Below are 16,223 nucleotides of genomic sequence, written 5' to 3'. Positions count from 1 at the left end.
TACCCCTGGCTCCGGAGCCGGCACTACAGGAAGCCCCGTAGGCGCAACTCGATGGATTTAGGGTTCTCGCCTTCGGCTATGGCGATGATGCCGTCGATCATCATGTCCTCATAACGGGTGCGCTCCCGCAGAATGCCGCGCAACTTGTTGGCAACCGGGAAGAACAGCAGATTGGCCAGTGCTACACCGTAGATGGTGGCCACAAACGCGGTGGCGATACCGCTGCCCAGTGACTGGGGGTCTTCGAGGTTGGTCATCACCTGAATCAGCCCCATCACCGCGCCAATGATGCCAATGGTGGGCGAATAACCACCCATGGCCTCGAACACCCGGGCGGATTCCAGATCCCGCTGTTCGCGGGATTCCAGGTCTACCTCCATGATGCTGCGGATGGTTTCTGTCTCAGCGCCGTCCACCAGCAGCTGCAGCCCCTTACGGGCAAAGCGTTCAGATTCTTTCTCAGCCAACCCTTCCAGCCCCAGCAAACCCTGCTTACGGGCCTTGACGCTCCAGTCAATGACCTTGCCGATACCATCTTCCAGGCTGATATAGGGCGGAAAGAACACCCAGCGCACCTGGGAAAAGGCCCGCTTTAACAGCGGCCAGGAGGTCTGGAGAATGGTGGCTGCGAGCGTACCACCAATGACGATCAGCGCGGCCGGGCCATTGAACAGCGAGCTGATGGCGCCGCCTTCCAACAGGTTTCCACCGAGAATCGCCACAAAGGCAAGAATGACGCCCAGCAGGCTGAGAATATCCATCAGCTCACCCCATCCGCCAGGCGGGAACCAATGTCATCGAGCGCAAGGATTTCGTCAGACAACCCGGCCTTGGCCACGGCCATGGGCATACCGTAGATCACCGAGGTTTTTTCGTCCTGGGACCAGATATCGGAGCCTGACTGCTTCATCAGGCGACAGCCTTCCTTTCCATCCGAGCCCATGCCCGTCAGGATCAGGCCCAGGGTCTTGCCGGGAAAACTCCTGGCCAGGGAGCCGAACGTCACATCCACACAAGGCTTGTAGTTAAGCCGGTCATCTCCGGGAAGAATCCTGACTCTGCCCTGGCCACCCCGGTTTTCAATCATCATCTGCTTACCCCCGGGGGCAAGCAGCGCGACGCCCGGCTTCAGCATTTCGCCGTCTTCAGCCTGGCGCACCTGAATCTGGCAGAGCTTGTTCAGCCGTTCGGCAAACGCCGGGGTAAAACTGGCCGGCATATGCTGAACGAGCACCACAGGCGCGGGGAACCCAGCCGGCAACGCCATTAGTACACGTTGCAAGGCCACCGGGCCGCCGGTGGATGTGCCGATGGCAACCACACTGTAGTGTTTCGCCGGCCCGCGGCGAATCGAACGACGGACCGGTGCTTCAGGCTCTGGGGCGCTGGGGCGAGAGGACCTGTCCGGTACCGCCGGCCGCTCGGGGACGCTGCGCCTTGCCGGTGAAGGGCTACGGGGCGAAGGCGGCGGAGCTGTGGGAGGCGGCGCCGACGGTTTTGCACCAGGGCGGCTGCCAGCGACATCCAGTACGCGCTCAATGAGTATTTTTTGAAGCTGACTGGAATCTCGGGCAATTTCCTCAAAATTCTTGGGCAGGAAATCAACGGCACCTGCCTCAAGGGCATCCAGGGTTACCCGGGCACCCTCGTAGGTGAGGGAGGAGAACATCAATACCGGCGCCGGATGTCGCTTCATGATCTCACGGACGGCGCTGATACCGTCCATGACGGGCATCTCGTAGTCCATGGTGATGACGTCAGGCCTCAGCTTTTCAGCCAGCTCGACACCTTCGCGCCCATTGGTGGCCACGCCAACCACCTTGATCTGACCGGAAGCGGTCAGGATTTCCGTCAGTCGCTTGCGGAAAAAACCTGAATCATCAACGACCAGGACAGAAACCGTCATCCATTTCTCCTAAACCTGGGCCCGCCGCAACGTTATTTGCCGTAGTTTTGCAGCAGGCTCGGAACATCAATAATGAGTGCAATTCGGCCGTCGCCAGTGATGGTTGCACCCGCCATACCCGGCGTTCCCTGAAGGGCCCGGCCCAGGGGCTTGATCACCACCTCTTCCTGCCCGATCAACTGATCCACCACAAAACCGACGCGTCGTGTTCCCATCGCCACGATAACCACGTGAGCATTCTCTGGTTCCGGCTGACCAGCGGCGCCTTTGACCAGCCATCGCTTGATGTGGAACAACGGGAAGACTTTGTCTCGAACCACAATGCATTCGCGGCCATCCACTATGTTCTTTTTGCTAAGGTCCAGATGGAAAATCTCGACCACGTTCACCAGTGGCAGCGCGAAGGACTGGTCGCCAAGCATGATCATCAAGGTAGGCATGATGGCCAGGGTCAGCGGCACCTTGATGACGATGCGAGACCCCTTGCCCAGCTCCGACTCCACGCTCAGTTGCCCGTTGAGCTGGCTGATCTTGGTTTTCACCACGTCCATGCCGACACCGCGACCGGACACATCGGATATCTGGTCCTTGGTGGAGAATCCGGCGGAGAAAATCAGGTTGTAGCACTCGCTGTTGGTCAGTCGATCGGCAGCATCCTGTTCGTAGATGCCCTTTTCCACCGCTTTTCGGCGCAACACATCCGGATCCATTCCGGCACCGTCGTCTTCGATGGACAATAGAATGTGGTCCCCTTCCTGCTCGGCAGACAGAGTTACACGGCCCTGGCGAGGCTTGCCCGCCTTTTCACGAACATCGGGTGCCTCTATACCGTGATCAACCGAGTTGCGAACAAGATGGACCAGAGGATCGGACAGCGCCTCCACCAGGTTTTTGTCCAGGTCGGTCTCTTCTCCGTGCATCTCAAGGTTGATTTCTTTCTTCAGGCTGCGAGCCAGGTCGCGAACCACCCTCGGGAAGCGGCCAAACACTTTCTTGATGGGCTGCATCCGCGTCGCCATCACAGCGGATTGAAGATCGGTGGTCACCACGTCCAGGTTGGAGACCGCCTTGTGCATATGCTCGTCTTCACTCTGGGCGCCCAGACGCTGCAAGCGGTTACGCACCAGCACCAGTTCACCCACCATGTTCATGATGTCGTCCAGGCGCTTGGTGTCCACCCGTACAGAGGTTTCGGCCACAGGCGCGTTGGCGTCCCGTGCTGGCATCGCAGGTGCTGCACTCGTCTTGCCGTTTTCCGCAGGCACTTTTTCAGGCTTACCAGCCGGTTGCGCGGGCTCGTCAGCCATGGCACTGGGAGACGTGGCCGACGGCTGCTTTGCAGCAGGCCCAGGGGCCGGCTTGGCAGTTTCTGCCGTGGGGCTACCACCCTTGCCGTGCAGGTCATCCAGCAACTTTTCGAACTCGTCGTCCGAAATCAGGTCGTCGCCACCCTTGCTGTCACTCGCCTCATCACTGGTAACCTTGTCGCCCGAGGCATCCTGGCTGTCAGGGGCTGCCTTGCCGGTTTCAGGCGGGCCTGAGAACTGGCCCTTGCCATGCAATTGGTCCAGCAGGGCCTCGAATTCATCATCGGAGATGTCGTCTCCGCTCGCTCCGTCACCGCCTGAAGATTCATTGCCGTCGCCACTGGAAACTGGAGCGCTGGTCTTTTCCTCTTCCAGGGCATCCAGCAACCGCTCGAATTCGTCGTCGGTAATATCACCGCCATCGTCTCCAGAACTGGCTTCGTTGCTCTCGTTCTGTTCTTCGCGAGCGACCGCTGCGTTTGCCGACGGCGACTCCCCTGCCGGTTGCGCCAATGCGTCGAGGGCGGCGATCAGCTCCTCGGGAGCTGGCGTCGGTTCTTCGTGATGACGAACCTGTTCAAACATGGCATTGACGTGATCCAGGACTTCCAGCACCACGTCCATCAATTCGGAATCTACCTTGCGCTTGTGGTTACGCAGGATATCGAAAACATTTTCCGCGGAATGGCAACAGTTCACCAGGGCATCGAGTTGCAGAAACCCAGCACCGCCCTTTACGGTGTGGAAACCCCGGAAGATGGCGTTGAGCAGATCGCTGTCGTCCGGATTTTGCTCCAGGTCGACCAGTTGCTCCGACAGCTTTTCGAGTATTTCGCCTGCCTCAACAAGGAAGTCCTGCAGGATCTCTTCATCGGCATCAAACGCCATGCGTTACCCTCTTTTATTCAGAAACCGAGACTGGACAGAAGATCATCAACATCGTCCTGTCCCGATACTACATCTTCGCGTTCTTCGGCCTTGATCTGTGGACCAACACCCTGTTCTGCCGATATCTTTTCCTGTTCTTCCAGTTCATGGACGGTGCCGGTCATCTGGTCCACATGGCTCGCCATCACTACCAGGCTCAACAGATGCTCTTCCACCTCTTTAACCAGAGTGGTGACCTTTTGGATCACCTGCCCTGTGAGGTCCTGAAAATCCTGAGCCAGGAGAATCTCCGACAGATTGTCGTACATCGCTCCTGCATCGGTGTTCAAGGTAACGAAAAACGTATCGATACGGGCATAGAGCTCACGGAATTCCGCCGGGGCCATCTCACGGCGGCGCAATTTCTGCCACTGGTCTCTCAGCTCCGCGGCCTCGTCGCGGAGGGCGCTGGCCTTGGGCATGGCCTCCTCAACCAGGTCCATGGTCCGGTTGGCCGCTTTACCGGTCATCTGAACCACGTACTCCAGACGATCCGACGCATCGGTCATCTTCGAAAGGGCTTCGGACTGTTCAGCGTTACGGGGGTCAATCTGGAAGTTGCGGATCGCCTCATGGAGGCTGCGAGTCAGTCGCCCTACTTCCCGATACAGGCTCTGGTCCCTCACCTCGCTCAGCTCATTGATCAGGGTCATCGCGCGGCCGTATTCCCCAGCGTTGACCTGCTCGACCAACTCGGCCGCCTGGCTGCGGAGCTTATCCGTAACCTCCGGGTCGAGCCCCTGTGGGTCTTTATTGCTATTGCTCATGGGAGCCGTCCGACCTCTGATTACTGGATGCGTTCGAAGATCTTCTCAATCTTCTCCTTGAGTACGGCTGCCGTGAAGGGCTTAACCACATAGCCGTTCACGCCGGCCTGCGCAGCGGCGACGATCTGGTCCCGCTTCGCCTCGGCGGTCACCATAAGCACAGGCAGGGTCTTCAGGTTATCGTCGGCACGGACTTCCTTAAGCAGATCGAGCCCGGACATCCCTGGCATATTCCAATCGGTTACCAGAAAATCGTACTTTCCGCTCTTGAGCATCGGCAGTGCGGTATTGCCATCGTCCGCTTCGTCAGTATTGGTAAAACCAAGATCACGAAGCAGGTTCTTAATGATCCGTCGCATTGTGGAGAAGTCATCCACAATCAGGATTTTCATATTCTTGTCCAATGGGACCTCCAGTTAAAAACGCCCGGAATTCGTTTTTGGCTCCCGGCTCACAGTCTAGCAGGCCGGGTAGTTTAACCGCTTATTGTGTGGCCTTTGGGCCGGTTGTAAAGCGCCGGTTACCAAAAGGCTACAGTAAAGAATGCCTGGTAACGCCGTTCAACAGGGCGATGGCCTGTTCAGTGCTGCCAACCAGTGAGACGCCCCCGCAGACGGAGCGCGGCCTGACTGTGAATCTGGCTGACCCGACTTTCGCTAACACCCAGCACGGCACCGATTTCCTTCAGGTTCAGCTCTTCCTGGTAATAAAGGCTGAGCACCAGCTTTTCTCGCTCGGGCAGATCACTAATCGCGGTGGCCAGGTTCTTGCGGAAGTTGTCAGACGCCAAGCCATCCAGTGGGTTATCGCTGCCTTCTGTTTCTTCTATCGGCAGCTCGCCGGATTCATTGAGCTCATCCAGACTAAAAAGTCGACCACTGTTGGCATCGCTCAGGGAGGAATAGTATTCGTCGAGGTCCAACCCGAGCTCTTCGGCTACTTCCGAGTCTTGGGCCTCCCGGCCCAGGCGATCCTCGACAGCCTTGATGGCTTTGGCAATGCGGCGGGAATTCCTGTGGACGGATCGAGGGACCCAGTCACCCTTGCGAATTTCATCCACCATGGCCCCGCGGATCCGGATGCCGGCGTATGTCTCAAAGGTAGCCCCCTTGTCGGAACTGTATCGCTGTGCAGCTTCCAACAAACCAATCATGCCTGCCTGCATAAGATCATCCAGTTGGACAGATGCCGGCAGCCGCGCCATGAGATGAAGCGCTATTTTTTTGACCAGCGGGGCCTGTTCCTCAACGAGCTGGGAAGGTCCGCGTGTACCCGTCCGGTTGTAGATTCCAAGTTCTTTCGCCAATGTCATGTATCCGGCTATTCAGTGACAGGATCAAAATCAGACTTCGACGAGCCGCTCCACAAAGAATTCCAGATGCCCCCGGGGCGACGATGGCAGCGGCCAGCTATCCACTTTCTCCGCAAGGCTCTTGATTGCCAACGATGCTTTTGCCCGAGGGTAGGCATCCAGCACGGCACGCTGCCGCTGTACCGCCTTTTTTACGGCCTCGTCATACGGCACGATACCCACATATTGTAGTGCCACATCAAGAAAGCGCTCGGTAACCCGGGTCAGTTTTTCAAACAGGTGGCGACCTTCCTGCTCATTCCTGACCTGGTTGGCCAGTATACGGAAGCGGTTGGTGCCGTAATCCCGGTTCATGAGCTTTATAAGGGCGTAGGCGTCGGTAATAGACGTAGGTTCATCACAGACAACCAGCAATAGTTCCTGTGAGGCTCGGAGGAAACTCACCACCGATTCGGAAATACCCGCAGCGGTATCAACAATCAGCACATCGATCTGGTCACCCAGTTCACTGAAAGCGTTGATCAGGCCAGCATGCTCCAGCGTGGAAAGCTGAGTCATACGCTGAGTCCCCGAGGAGGCAGGCACGATTTTAATGCCACCGGGTCCATTGACCAGCACATCCCGCAAGTCGCAATCCCCGGCAATGACATCCTGTATGTTGCGGTTGGCGGTAATACCCAGAAGCACGTCAATGTTGGCAAGACCAAGATCGGCGTCTAGCAGTACCACCCGACGCCCCATTTGCGCGAGGGCGATGCCAAGGTTTACTGATACGTTGCTCTTGCCAACGCCCCCTTTCCCGCCGGAAACGGCAATAACCTGTACCGGATGTGGTCTGCTCATACTGACTCTGATCTCTTGCCGCGTTTAACCGCAGGCTGTGTTGTTTTTAAACAGCGACTGCCTGTTGCTGCTGGAGTTTCTTCAGCCTCTCCACGGCTAAACGCACCAGCGGGATGGACTCAGCGTGGTGCAAGTCTTCCGGGATTTTCTGCCCGTCGGTGTAATAGGCCACCGGCAATCCCGTTTCCATGACGAATCCCAGCGATTCACCCAGGGTCAGTGCTTCATCGATTTTGGTCATCACACAACCCGTAAGATTTGCCATCTTATAGCAATGCCAGACGGATTTCATGATGCGCGGCTGACTGGTTGCCGAAACCACCAGATGGGTTCGAATCCGATGGTGACTGCGAGCCAGCTCCATAAGCTGCTCCTCGTAGCCCTTGTCGGTGCTGGTCAGGCCTGCGGTATCAATCAACACCAGGTGCCGGTCCGACAGTTCGTCCAGTATGTCGTCCAGGGAATGGGTTTCATCCACAACCCGAACCGGAACGTTCAGTATGCGCCCGAACACGAATAATTGCTCGTGTGCCGCAACCCGATAGCGATCGGTTGTGACCAGTGCCAGAGAGTCAGGGCCGTGGCGCAGAACGTAGTGTGCGGCCAGCTTGCCGATGGTCGTCGTCTTGCCGGACCCGGTTGGTCCCACCAGAGCATAGACACCACCCTCTTCCGCCCACTCGGTGCGCGTAGTCTTTACACCGGCGGCCAGCATTTTCAGAGACTGTTTCCAACCATCTTCAAGCCGGCCTGCCCGGTGACGCCGGGACAGAGAATTGGCAAGCTCCAGTCCGAGACCGAATTCCTGCAACTTTTCAGACAGCCTCTGCTGTACTGCGTTTACCGCTGTTTGTTCGGGTTCACCGCCGTTGCGGGCACTGACCAAGTCACGGAGGGAACTGATTTCCGCGCGCATTTGCGCAAGCTCGCCGGAATAGGCAGCACGTGCGGTCGACGGCTCTTCAACAACCACAGTATCGTCGTTGGCGAGTGCTTCCTCAGAAAGACCAGCGTCACCAAACTCACCACCCACACTCGTCCTACCAAACGCCGCACGCTTTTCACGCACTTCACGAATGCGATCGCGGGAGCGGCCGAGTTCGTCCTCCAGGCGGCGATGCTGTTCCGCCTGCAACTCGGCTAGCCGTGAGCCATTGGTGGCTTCCCGTGCGGCGTCTCCGAGACGCTGACGCGCCATGTTTTCGTCGTAATCGAGCGCTGTCACAATTTCGACGCCGCCATCAACACGACGATTGGAAAGGATCACGGCATCGGGCCCCATCTGATCCCGCACCTGACGCAGTGCCTCTGCCATGCTTTTGGCGAAAAACCGCTTTACTTTCATAATGATGCCTCCTTTCGGTCAACGCTTCCCAGCGTCTTCCGCCTTTCCAGCCGCGGCCTTTACTGGCCGACGGATGCGACAATAGTGATCTGTTTGTTATCCGGAATTTCCTGATACGACAGTACATGCAGGCGCTCGACTCCGTAGCTGGCAAACTTCGCCAGTACCGGGCGCAAGGGCCCGGAAACCAGGAGAATCGCCGGCTTGCCCAGCATTTCCTGGCGCTGGACGCTGTCCTGGAGCGACCGTTGAAGCTTCTCAACCATATTTGGCTCCAGCACCAGCCCGATGTCTTCTTGACCGCCGGATTGTTGACTCTGCTGCATGGACTTTAGCAATAACTGTTCCAAGTCCGGATCCAGAGTAATCACCGGGATCTCCGCGTCGTTGCCACAGATACTCTGGACAATCATCCGGCGAAGTGACTGGCGAGCAACCGTGGTCAGCAGTTTCGGGTCCTGGCTCTTCGGGTGGACGTTCACAATGGCCTCCGCAATAGAGCGCATGTCACGGATCGGCACTTCCTCTTTCAGCAGATTCTGTAGCACCTTCAGCAGCAGGCTGATGGAAATGGTGGTGGGTACCAGTTCTTCCGCCAGCTTTGGTGACACTTTTTCGAGCTGGTCCAGCCATTTCTGAGCTTCCTCATGGCCAAGCAGTTCGTGGGCGTGTCTCTGAAGGATCTGGTTGAGGTGTGTCGCCACCACGGTACTGGCGTCCACGACGGTATAACCGAGGGTCTGTGCCTGGTCTTTTTTATCCGGCTCGATCCAACTGGCGTCCAGACCAAAGGCGGGGTCTTTGCCCTCTATCCCCTCGATCTTGCCGAACACCTGACCTGGGTCAATCGCCAGTTCACGGTCTGGATGGATTTCTGCCTCGGCAATGGTGACGCCCATCAGGGTGATTCGGTAGACATTGGGCATCAGGTCGAGGTTGTCGCGGATATGGACCGAAGGCATCAGGAAGCCCAGATCCTGTGAGAGCTTTTTGCGAACGCCCTTGATACGGCTGAGAAGCTGACCGCCCTGGGATTTATCCACCAGGGGAATCAGGCGATAGCCCACCTCCAGGCCGACGATATCCACGGTGGCCACATCGTCCCATCCGAGTTCCCGGGTTTCTCCCGGCGGCGGCAGCTGGGCACTCTGTTCACCGCCCTCACCGCCAGGTGGCAAGTCGCGCCCCGGGCCTGCCGGACGAGCACCACCGCCCCGGATCGGGAACACACCATCCTCCTCAACGGTCTGGCGTTCCTGTTGCCATATGTACCAGGCAATACCACCCGCAATCGCCCCCAGACCGAGGAATGCTACGTGCGGCATGCCAGGAATCAGGCCCAGAATGATGAGAATAACGGCCGCGATACCCAGCGCCTTGGGGGCGTTGAACATTTGTTGCAGTATCTGCCCGCCCATGTCCTGGCTGGACGTTACCCGGGTAACCATGATCGCTGCAGACGTCGACAGCAGCAGTGACGGAATTTGAGCCACCAGACCGTCACCAATGGTCAGCAGTGCATAGTTCTGCGTAGCCGTACCAAAATCGAGGCCGTGCTGGAGCATACCGATGGCAATGCCACCGATCAGGTTGATGGCCAGGATCAACAGGCCGGCGATGGCGTCGCCCTTGACGAATTTACTGGCGCCGTCCATCGAGCCGTAGAAGTCTGCTTCCTGGGCAATTTCAGAGCGACGGTGCTTGGCTTCTTCCTGGTTGATAAGACCGGCATTGAGATCGGCATCGATGGCCATCTGCTTACCCGGCATGGCATCCAGGGTGAAACGTGCGCTTACTTCCGACACCCGGCCAGCACCTTTGGTGACCACCAGGAAGTTGATGATCATGAGGATGGCGAAGACCACCAGGCCAACCGCGTAGTTACCGCCGATAAGAACCGCGCCGAACGACTCGATCACCTTACCGGCCGCATCACCGCCTTCATGGCCGTTGAGCAGAACAATCCGTGTGGATGCAACGTTGAGCGCCAACCTCAACAGTGTTGCCACCAACAGAACAGTCGGAAAGGATGCAAACTCCATCGGCCGCAAGGCGTAGACACACACCAGCAGGATCACGATCGACAAGGTAATGTTGAAGGTGAAGAACACGTCCAGCATGAACGCCGGCATGGGCAGAATCATCATGCCCAGCAACCCCATCAACATCACGGGAATGCCAATATTACCCCGCGTCAGGGATTTGACATTGTTGAAGACTAGCGCTCGATCCATGCCGGGAAACTCTCCGATTGGCGGTAAACCGCAGGGGTGTGCGGGTCGTTTTTTTGACGCAGACGCATCGTTTGACGAGGTATTCGCAAGATCCGTACCAGCCCTCACGGCTTTTCTTTTTACCACGCCTGACGGACTCGGCAAGATACGGTATCCTTGCGCCATTTGCTGGCGTCTTTACTGCGCCCAATCACATCATCGACCCAGACGCAAAGGTGAGCCCATGCCAATTCACGAGGTCAAGCACCCTCTTATCCGCCATAAACTCGGCCTGATGCGCCGCTCAGACATCAGCACCAAAAATTTCCGGGAGCTCGCTCAGGAAGTCGGTGCTCTGTTGACGTACGAGGCCACCAAGGATTTTTCACTGCAGAAGAAAACCATTGAAGGCTGGGCCGGGCCGGTGGAGATTGAACAGATCCAGGGCAAGAAAACCACCATCGTGCCAATCCTTCGGGCCGGCCTGGGTATGCTGGACGGCGTACTCACCCTGATTCCCGGTGCCCGGGTCAGCGTTGTCGGCCAAGTGCGCAACGAAGAAACCCTGGAAGCCAGCACCTATCTTGAAAAGCTGGTAGGCGAACTGGATGAGCGCATGGCCATGATCGTCGACCCCATGCTGGCCACCGGTGGCTCCATGATCTCCACCATCGACGTGCTAAAGAAAGCCGGCAGTACCGAAATTCGTGCACTCGTCCTGGTTGCAGCACCAGAAGGCGTAAAAAAAGTGTTGGAGAAACATCCAGATGTGTCGATCTACACCGCATCAATCGATGACAGGCTAAATGAGAAAGGTTACATCCTTCCGGGGCTTGGCGACGCCGGCGACAAAATCTTCGGCACCAAGCAGAAGGACGTCTAACCATGCAGGACCATAGCACCGACCCGGTCTGGAAACAGGCCATCGCCGGCTCACAAATGCTGCTGGTGGCTTTTGGCGCATTGGTATTGATGCCCCTGATTACCGGCCTCGATCCCAACGTTGCGCTGTTCACCGCCGGCATTGGCACGCTGATTTTCCACATCGTCACCGGCGGCCAGATTCCCATTTTCCTGGCCTCATCCTTCGCCTTTATCGCCCCGATCATTGCCGCCAAGGGTCGCTTCGGCCTTGAGGAAACACTCGGTGGCCTGATGGCCGCGGGCATCCTTTATATCATCCTGAGTGGCGCTGTACGCCTGCGCGGTACCGGTTTCATCACCCGCTTGTTGCCTCCCGTGGTTATCGGCCCGGTTATTATGGTGATTGGCCTTGGCCTGGCGCCGGTGGCTGTCCACATGGCTTCCGGCCGCACCGGTGATGGCGCGCAACAACTGGTGCCCTACGACACCGCCATCTGGATTGCGATGATCTCCCTGGCCGTGACCGTGATTATGGCGGTCTGGTCCAGCGGAATCTTCCGCCTGATCCCGATCATGTTCGGCATTATCGTCGGGTACATACTCTCCGCCTTTGCTGGCATCGTGGACCTGTCACCCATTACCAACGCGCCCTGGTTCGCCATCCCCAACTTTGTGGCGCCGGAGTTCAGCTGGGCAGCCATCCTGTTCATGATTCCTGTGGCCATCGCACCAGCCATTGAGCACATTGGCGACATCCTCGCCATCGGTACCGTCACCCGCAAAAACTACCTTGAGAAACCCGGCCTGCACCGCACCCTGCTAGGCGACGGCCTTGCCACCAGTGCTGCCTCAGCCCTTGGTGGCCCGCCCAACACCACCTATTCAGAGGTTACGGGCGCGGTGGTGCTGACCAAGAACTTCAATCCCAAAGTCATGATCTGGGCGGCGTGCATTGCCATCGTGCTGGCGTTCATCGGCAAATTCGGCGCAGCGCTCCAAACCATCCCGGCGCCGGTCATGGGCGGTATCCTGTGCCTGTTGTTCGGCTCTATTGCCGTTGTCGGCCTGAATACCCTGATCCGGCACCAGGTCGACCTGTCGCAGGCACGCAACCTGGTCATCGTTGCCGTCACTCTGGTCTTCGGGATTGGTGGCATGGCGATTGGTAACCTGGAGGGCATCGCCCTTTGCGCGGTGGTTGCCATAGCCCTCAACCTGATCCTGCCAGGCAAGGGCGAGGCATGGGGCGCACGGATTCATGAGCAAGACACCCACTGACAACCGACCAATGAAAGCAGCTGGCAGCTCCGGCATCAGCTTTACCGCTCTCTATACCGGTGCCGTATGGCACCGGTACGGTCTCTCCGACGACGTGCTTGCGACGGATGAGGGGCGCTGGCTGTATCACCTGATGACTCCGTTCGAGGTAGGAAGCAAAACGCTCATCGGTGGCAACATCCGCACCTTCCTGATGCAGCGCCACCTGATCATCGATCACCTTATCGAACAGGCCCTTGAGCGTGGCGTCACCCAGGTTCTGGAAATTGCCTGCGGAATGTCTCCAAGAGGCATCCGCTTGCGGGAAAAGCACCCACACCTCCATATGGTGGAAGCCGACCTCCCCGACATGGCCACCAAAAAGGCCGCAAGACTCCTGGCCTCCGGTCGCCTGGGCGACCACCATCAGGTAATGCCCATCGACATCCTGGCGGAATCCGGTGAACAGACGCTGGAGGCGATTGTCGCGAGAGCGTTCGACAGCAAAGAACCGGTGGTTGTCGTCACCGAGGGACTGACCAGCTATTTCTCCTTGCCGGTTATTTCAGAATTCTGGAAACGCCTGGCTGCACTGCTGCAACAGCGCCCGGGATCGGTCTACCTGTCCGAAAGCTACCTGATGCCAAACCAGCCACTGTTACGCGGTGCCCTGAAATCCCTCGGCGGACTGCTAAGCACGGTTACCCGCAGTGATGTCAGCTTCCATTTCCTGGACGACCAACAAGCGGCTGAGCACTTCGGTGCTTGCGGCTTTCCCTCCGTTACCGTCCACAACCCTGCTGACCTCTACGGCCAACTCCCAATTCCGGAGAGCCGCCGTGATCCTATGGTTCGGGTTATTGAGGCCTCGGTGTAACCTGCTTTTAGCCTTCCGGTTTGGCGTTAACGGGTGTGCGAAAGGGACTCCCAAAAAACGCCCGTGAATACATCCCTGTAGGGCTCGGTCGCGCCATCCATGGCGCTCCACGTTTTTGGGAGTCCCTTCCCCACACCCCCTCGATCAACGGCGTTATCGCAAGCAGGCAAGGTCGAATAATAGGAAACCCGAGAAAGGTTTTGACGATTTTGGCGATATCTATGATGAAAGAAGTGGCTCTGCGGGTGGGCTGCCCAAAACTGTACGGAGCCATGGATGGCGGAGTCCAAGCGTCACATGGATGTGCCGAAGGAGCGTGTTTTGGGCAGCCCGCCCGCAGAACCACCTCCCCCAAACCAACAGGCTAGGTACCAACAGGCCAGCACCCAACTCAAACGTCGCGCCGCAAATCCGAAGGAATCGGAAACTTCGGCATCTGGGGCTTCTCGCCCCGTCCCTTACGGAATTGACGAAGCTGGAACACATAGGCGAGCACCTGGGCGATCGCCATGTACAGACCATCCGGGATTTCACCCCCGATGTCAGTGTTGTGGTAAACCGCCCGCGCCAAAGGTGGCGTGCGGAGAATCTCCACCTTGTTCTCGCGGGCAATCTCCATGATCTTGAAAGCCGTTTCGTCCGACCCTTTCGCCACCACAATCGGCGCCGCCATCTTCTTTTGATCGTACTTCAACGCCACCGCATAATGCGTCGGGTTAGTGATCACCACATCCGCGCCCGGGACATCCTGCATCATCCGACGCTGAGCCATCTCACGCTGCAACTGACGGATCTTACCCTTCACTTCCGGCTTGCCTTCCGTATCCTTGTATTCGTCTTTCACTTCCTGCTTGGTCATGCGCAGCTTTTTCTGGTGATCAAAGATCTGGAACGGCACGTCGATCGCGGCAATGACGATGGTGGCACAGGCAAGGATGAAAAAGCTCCAGGCCATGGTCCACACAACATGCTCCATGGCCGATCTCGCAGGCTCTTCAGCGATGCTAAGCAGGTCATCCGTACGCAGGTTCAATATCAGGATCGCTACCGCCATCACCAGGCCGACTTTCAGGATGGCTTTGACCAGTTCAATCAGCGAACGCATGGAGAACATGCGCTTGAGACCTTTGAGAGGGTCCATTCTATTAAGCTTGGGGGCGATGGCTTTTCCGCTGACCAGCAGACCACCAATACCAATCGAGCCTGCGACTGCAGCGACGAGCAAGAGGATCAGCAAGGGCGCCAGGGACAGGGCGGCTTCCTTGGTGGAGGCAATCAGCTGGACGCTCATATGCCGGGTGTCGAAGATGGCGGAGCGCTCCAACACGAAGCTGTCGCGCATGATACTTTCCAGGGAAGCGCCCATTGACGCGCCAAACATCAGCAGGCCGCCGGCACCAGCCAACAGAACAGCCATGGTCGCCAGTTCCTTGGAACGCGCAGTCTGGCCGTCCTCCCTGGCTTTCTCAAGCCTTCGGGGGGTGGCCTCTTCGGTTTTTTCCTGGCTGTTGTCGTTTTCTTCGGCCATGGTTTTCCGTCGCTACTAAGGCTGCCCTTGCAGGTTTCGCATGAACTCAAACGTCTCCCGGGTGTACTGCTCGAAATGTGGCAGAAAATTGGCGTGCAGCACCCATATGGCAAATAATCCAAAAATCAGGCCAATCGGAAAACCCAGGGCAAAAATGTTCATCTGGGGAGCAGCACGTGTCATAACCCCAAAGGAAATATTGACGATAAACACGGCGGTGACAGCAGGTAGGGCCAGCAAGACAGCGGACACGAATATCCAACTGATGCGATGGGCGAGCTGCCACACACCAGCCTGCCCCAGACCTTCCAGGCCAATGGGGATGGTGCGGAAGCTCTCAATAAAGACTTCGAATGCGACCAAGTGCCCGTTCATCGCCAGATACAGCAGAGTAATGGTGATGGTGTAGATCTGCGCCAATACCGGCACACTCACGCCGTTGGCCGGATCAACCATGGAGGCAAAACCAAGCCCCATTTGCATGGCAATCATCTGTCCGGCAACAACAAACAGCTGGAACAGGGCCGTCAGGGCAAATCCCATCCCCACACCAATGAGGATTTGCTGCAAGGTGATCACCACCCCGTCAGCACTGAAGGCGTCCACCTGAGGCACTGGCGGGATCATGGGCACCACCAGGATGGTGATAATAAGAGCGAGCCCCAAGCGAACCCGTGCCGGGACAAGCTGGGTGCCAATAAAGGGAATGACCATCATGAAACTGGCCAGCCGGAACAGCGGCCACAGGTGCTGACCTACCCACTGGTTGATCAGGTCGGCTGATATTTCCGTGGGCATGCGCGGTCAGCCAATCAAATAAGGGATATTGGTGATCAGTCGATTCGCATGATCAAGAAGCTGGGTCAACATCCATGGGCCCGCCACGATGATGGTGATCAGGGTAACCAGCAAGCGAGGCAGAAAACTCAATGTCTGTTCGTTGATTTGCGTGGCCGCCTGGAAGGTACTGACCACAAGACCGATCACCAGGCCGGGCCCAATAATCAGACTCGCTAACAGCACGATCATCCACAGAGCTTCACGCAGAATATCGATAACGGTTTCGGGTGTCATGGC

The 16,223-nt window shown here is 57.5% G+C and carries 15 protein-coding genes; 3 read left to right on the top strand and 12 right to left on the bottom strand.

The features are described 5' to 3' along the window. Positions 1 to 23: 23 nt before the first annotated feature. The 9 genes from R1T46_RS11125 to flhA all read right to left on the bottom strand — a co-directional run bounded on the left by R1T46_RS11125 (position 24) and on the right by flhA (position 10,641). Entirely contained in the window at positions 24 to 761 is a 738-nt protein-coding gene (locus tag R1T46_RS11125; protein ID WP_317305366.1) for a flagellar motor protein, read from the bottom strand. Beyond that, entirely contained in the window at positions 761 to 1,906 is a 1,146-nt protein-coding gene (locus R1T46_RS11120) for a chemotaxis response regulator protein-glutamate methylesterase (protein WP_317305365.1), read from the bottom strand. The genes R1T46_RS11125 and R1T46_RS11120 overlap by 1 nt, the downstream gene beginning before the upstream one ends. A 32-nt stretch (positions 1,907 to 1,938) precedes the next feature. Continuing rightward, positions 1,939 to 4,101, bottom strand: coding sequence for a chemotaxis protein CheA (locus R1T46_RS11115; protein WP_317305364.1), 2,163 nt, complete (start codon positions 4,099 to 4,101; stop codon positions 1,939 to 1,941). A 17-nt stretch (positions 4,102 to 4,118) separates the two neighbouring features. After that, on the bottom strand, positions 4,119 to 4,907 hold the full coding sequence (locus R1T46_RS11110) for a protein phosphatase CheZ (RefSeq protein ID WP_317305363.1): 789 nt from the start codon (positions 4,905 to 4,907) through the stop codon (positions 4,119 to 4,121). A 20-nt stretch (positions 4,908 to 4,927) separates the two neighbouring features. Then, entirely contained in the window at positions 4,928 to 5,311 is a 384-nt protein-coding gene (gene cheY / locus R1T46_RS11105) for a chemotaxis response regulator CheY (RefSeq protein ID WP_300495349.1), read from the bottom strand. Between the two features lie 176 nt (positions 5,312 to 5,487). Continuing rightward, positions 5,488 to 6,219, bottom strand: coding sequence for an RNA polymerase sigma factor FliA (locus tag R1T46_RS11100; RefSeq protein WP_317305361.1), 732 nt, complete (start codon positions 6,217 to 6,219; stop codon positions 5,488 to 5,490). Between the two features lie 30 nt (positions 6,220 to 6,249). Beyond that, positions 6,250 to 7,062: a MinD/ParA family protein gene (locus R1T46_RS11095; protein ID WP_317305360.1), complete on the bottom strand. Its 813-nt coding sequence runs from the start codon at positions 7,060 to 7,062 to the stop codon at positions 6,250 to 6,252. A 46-nt stretch (positions 7,063 to 7,108) separates the two neighbouring features. Then, positions 7,109 to 8,407: a flagellar biosynthesis protein FlhF gene (flhF, locus tag R1T46_RS11090; RefSeq protein ID WP_317305359.1), complete on the bottom strand. Its 1,299-nt coding sequence runs from the start codon at positions 8,405 to 8,407 to the stop codon at positions 7,109 to 7,111. 59 nt (positions 8,408 to 8,466) lie between these two features. Further along, positions 8,467 to 10,641, bottom strand: a complete 2,175-nt coding sequence (gene flhA, locus R1T46_RS11085; RefSeq protein WP_317305358.1) for a flagellar biosynthesis protein FlhA — start codon at positions 10,639 to 10,641, stop codon at positions 8,467 to 8,469. Between the two features lie 223 nt (positions 10,642 to 10,864). On the opposite strand from flhA, the gene upp reads away from it, so the two are divergent. From upp to R1T46_RS11070, 3 genes are read left to right on the top strand one after another with little or no spacing between them, the layout of a single operon-like run. Continuing rightward, on the top strand, positions 10,865 to 11,503 hold the full coding sequence (upp, locus tag R1T46_RS11080) for a uracil phosphoribosyltransferase (protein ID WP_317305357.1): 639 nt from the start codon (positions 10,865 to 10,867) through the stop codon (positions 11,501 to 11,503). 2 nt (positions 11,504 to 11,505) lie between these two features. Beyond that, positions 11,506 to 12,762, top strand: coding sequence for a uracil-xanthine permease family protein (locus tag R1T46_RS11075; protein WP_317305355.1), 1,257 nt, complete (start codon positions 11,506 to 11,508; stop codon positions 12,760 to 12,762). Next, positions 12,743 to 13,618 (top strand): class I SAM-dependent methyltransferase, encoded by an 876-nt coding sequence (locus R1T46_RS11070; RefSeq protein ID WP_317305353.1) that lies wholly within the window; start codon positions 12,743 to 12,745, stop codon positions 13,616 to 13,618. Before R1T46_RS11075 ends, R1T46_RS11070 begins: the two co-directional genes overlap by 20 nt. Before the next feature lie 391 nt (positions 13,619 to 14,009). Here the strand turns inward: R1T46_RS11070 and flhB are convergent, their stop codons facing one another. Genes flhB through fliQ form a run of 3 tightly spaced genes read right to left on the bottom strand, consistent with a single transcriptional unit; the run spans position 14,010 to position 16,220 of the window. Beyond that, the gene (gene flhB, locus R1T46_RS11065; RefSeq protein WP_036204851.1) at positions 14,010 to 15,146 is read right to left on the bottom strand and encodes a flagellar biosynthesis protein FlhB; all 1,137 of its coding nucleotides are present in this window, start codon (positions 15,144 to 15,146) and stop codon (positions 14,010 to 14,012) included. Positions 15,147 to 15,161: 15 nt separating this feature from the next. Beyond that, a complete protein-coding gene (fliR, locus tag R1T46_RS11060) occupies positions 15,162 to 15,944 on the bottom strand; it encodes a flagellar biosynthetic protein FliR (protein WP_317305352.1) in 783 nt (260 codons plus the stop codon). Positions 15,945 to 15,950: 6 nt separating this feature from the next. Then, a complete protein-coding gene (fliQ, locus tag R1T46_RS11055; protein ID WP_292047596.1) occupies positions 15,951 to 16,220 on the bottom strand; it encodes a flagellar biosynthesis protein FliQ in 270 nt (89 codons plus the stop codon). Between the last annotated feature and the right edge of the window lie 3 nt (positions 16,221 to 16,223).

It is taken from the genome of Marinobacter salarius (assembly GCF_032922745.1).
Classification (GTDB): Bacteria; Pseudomonadota; Gammaproteobacteria; order Pseudomonadales; family Oleiphilaceae; genus Marinobacter.
This window is presented reverse-complemented; position numbering and strand designations above follow the sequence as displayed.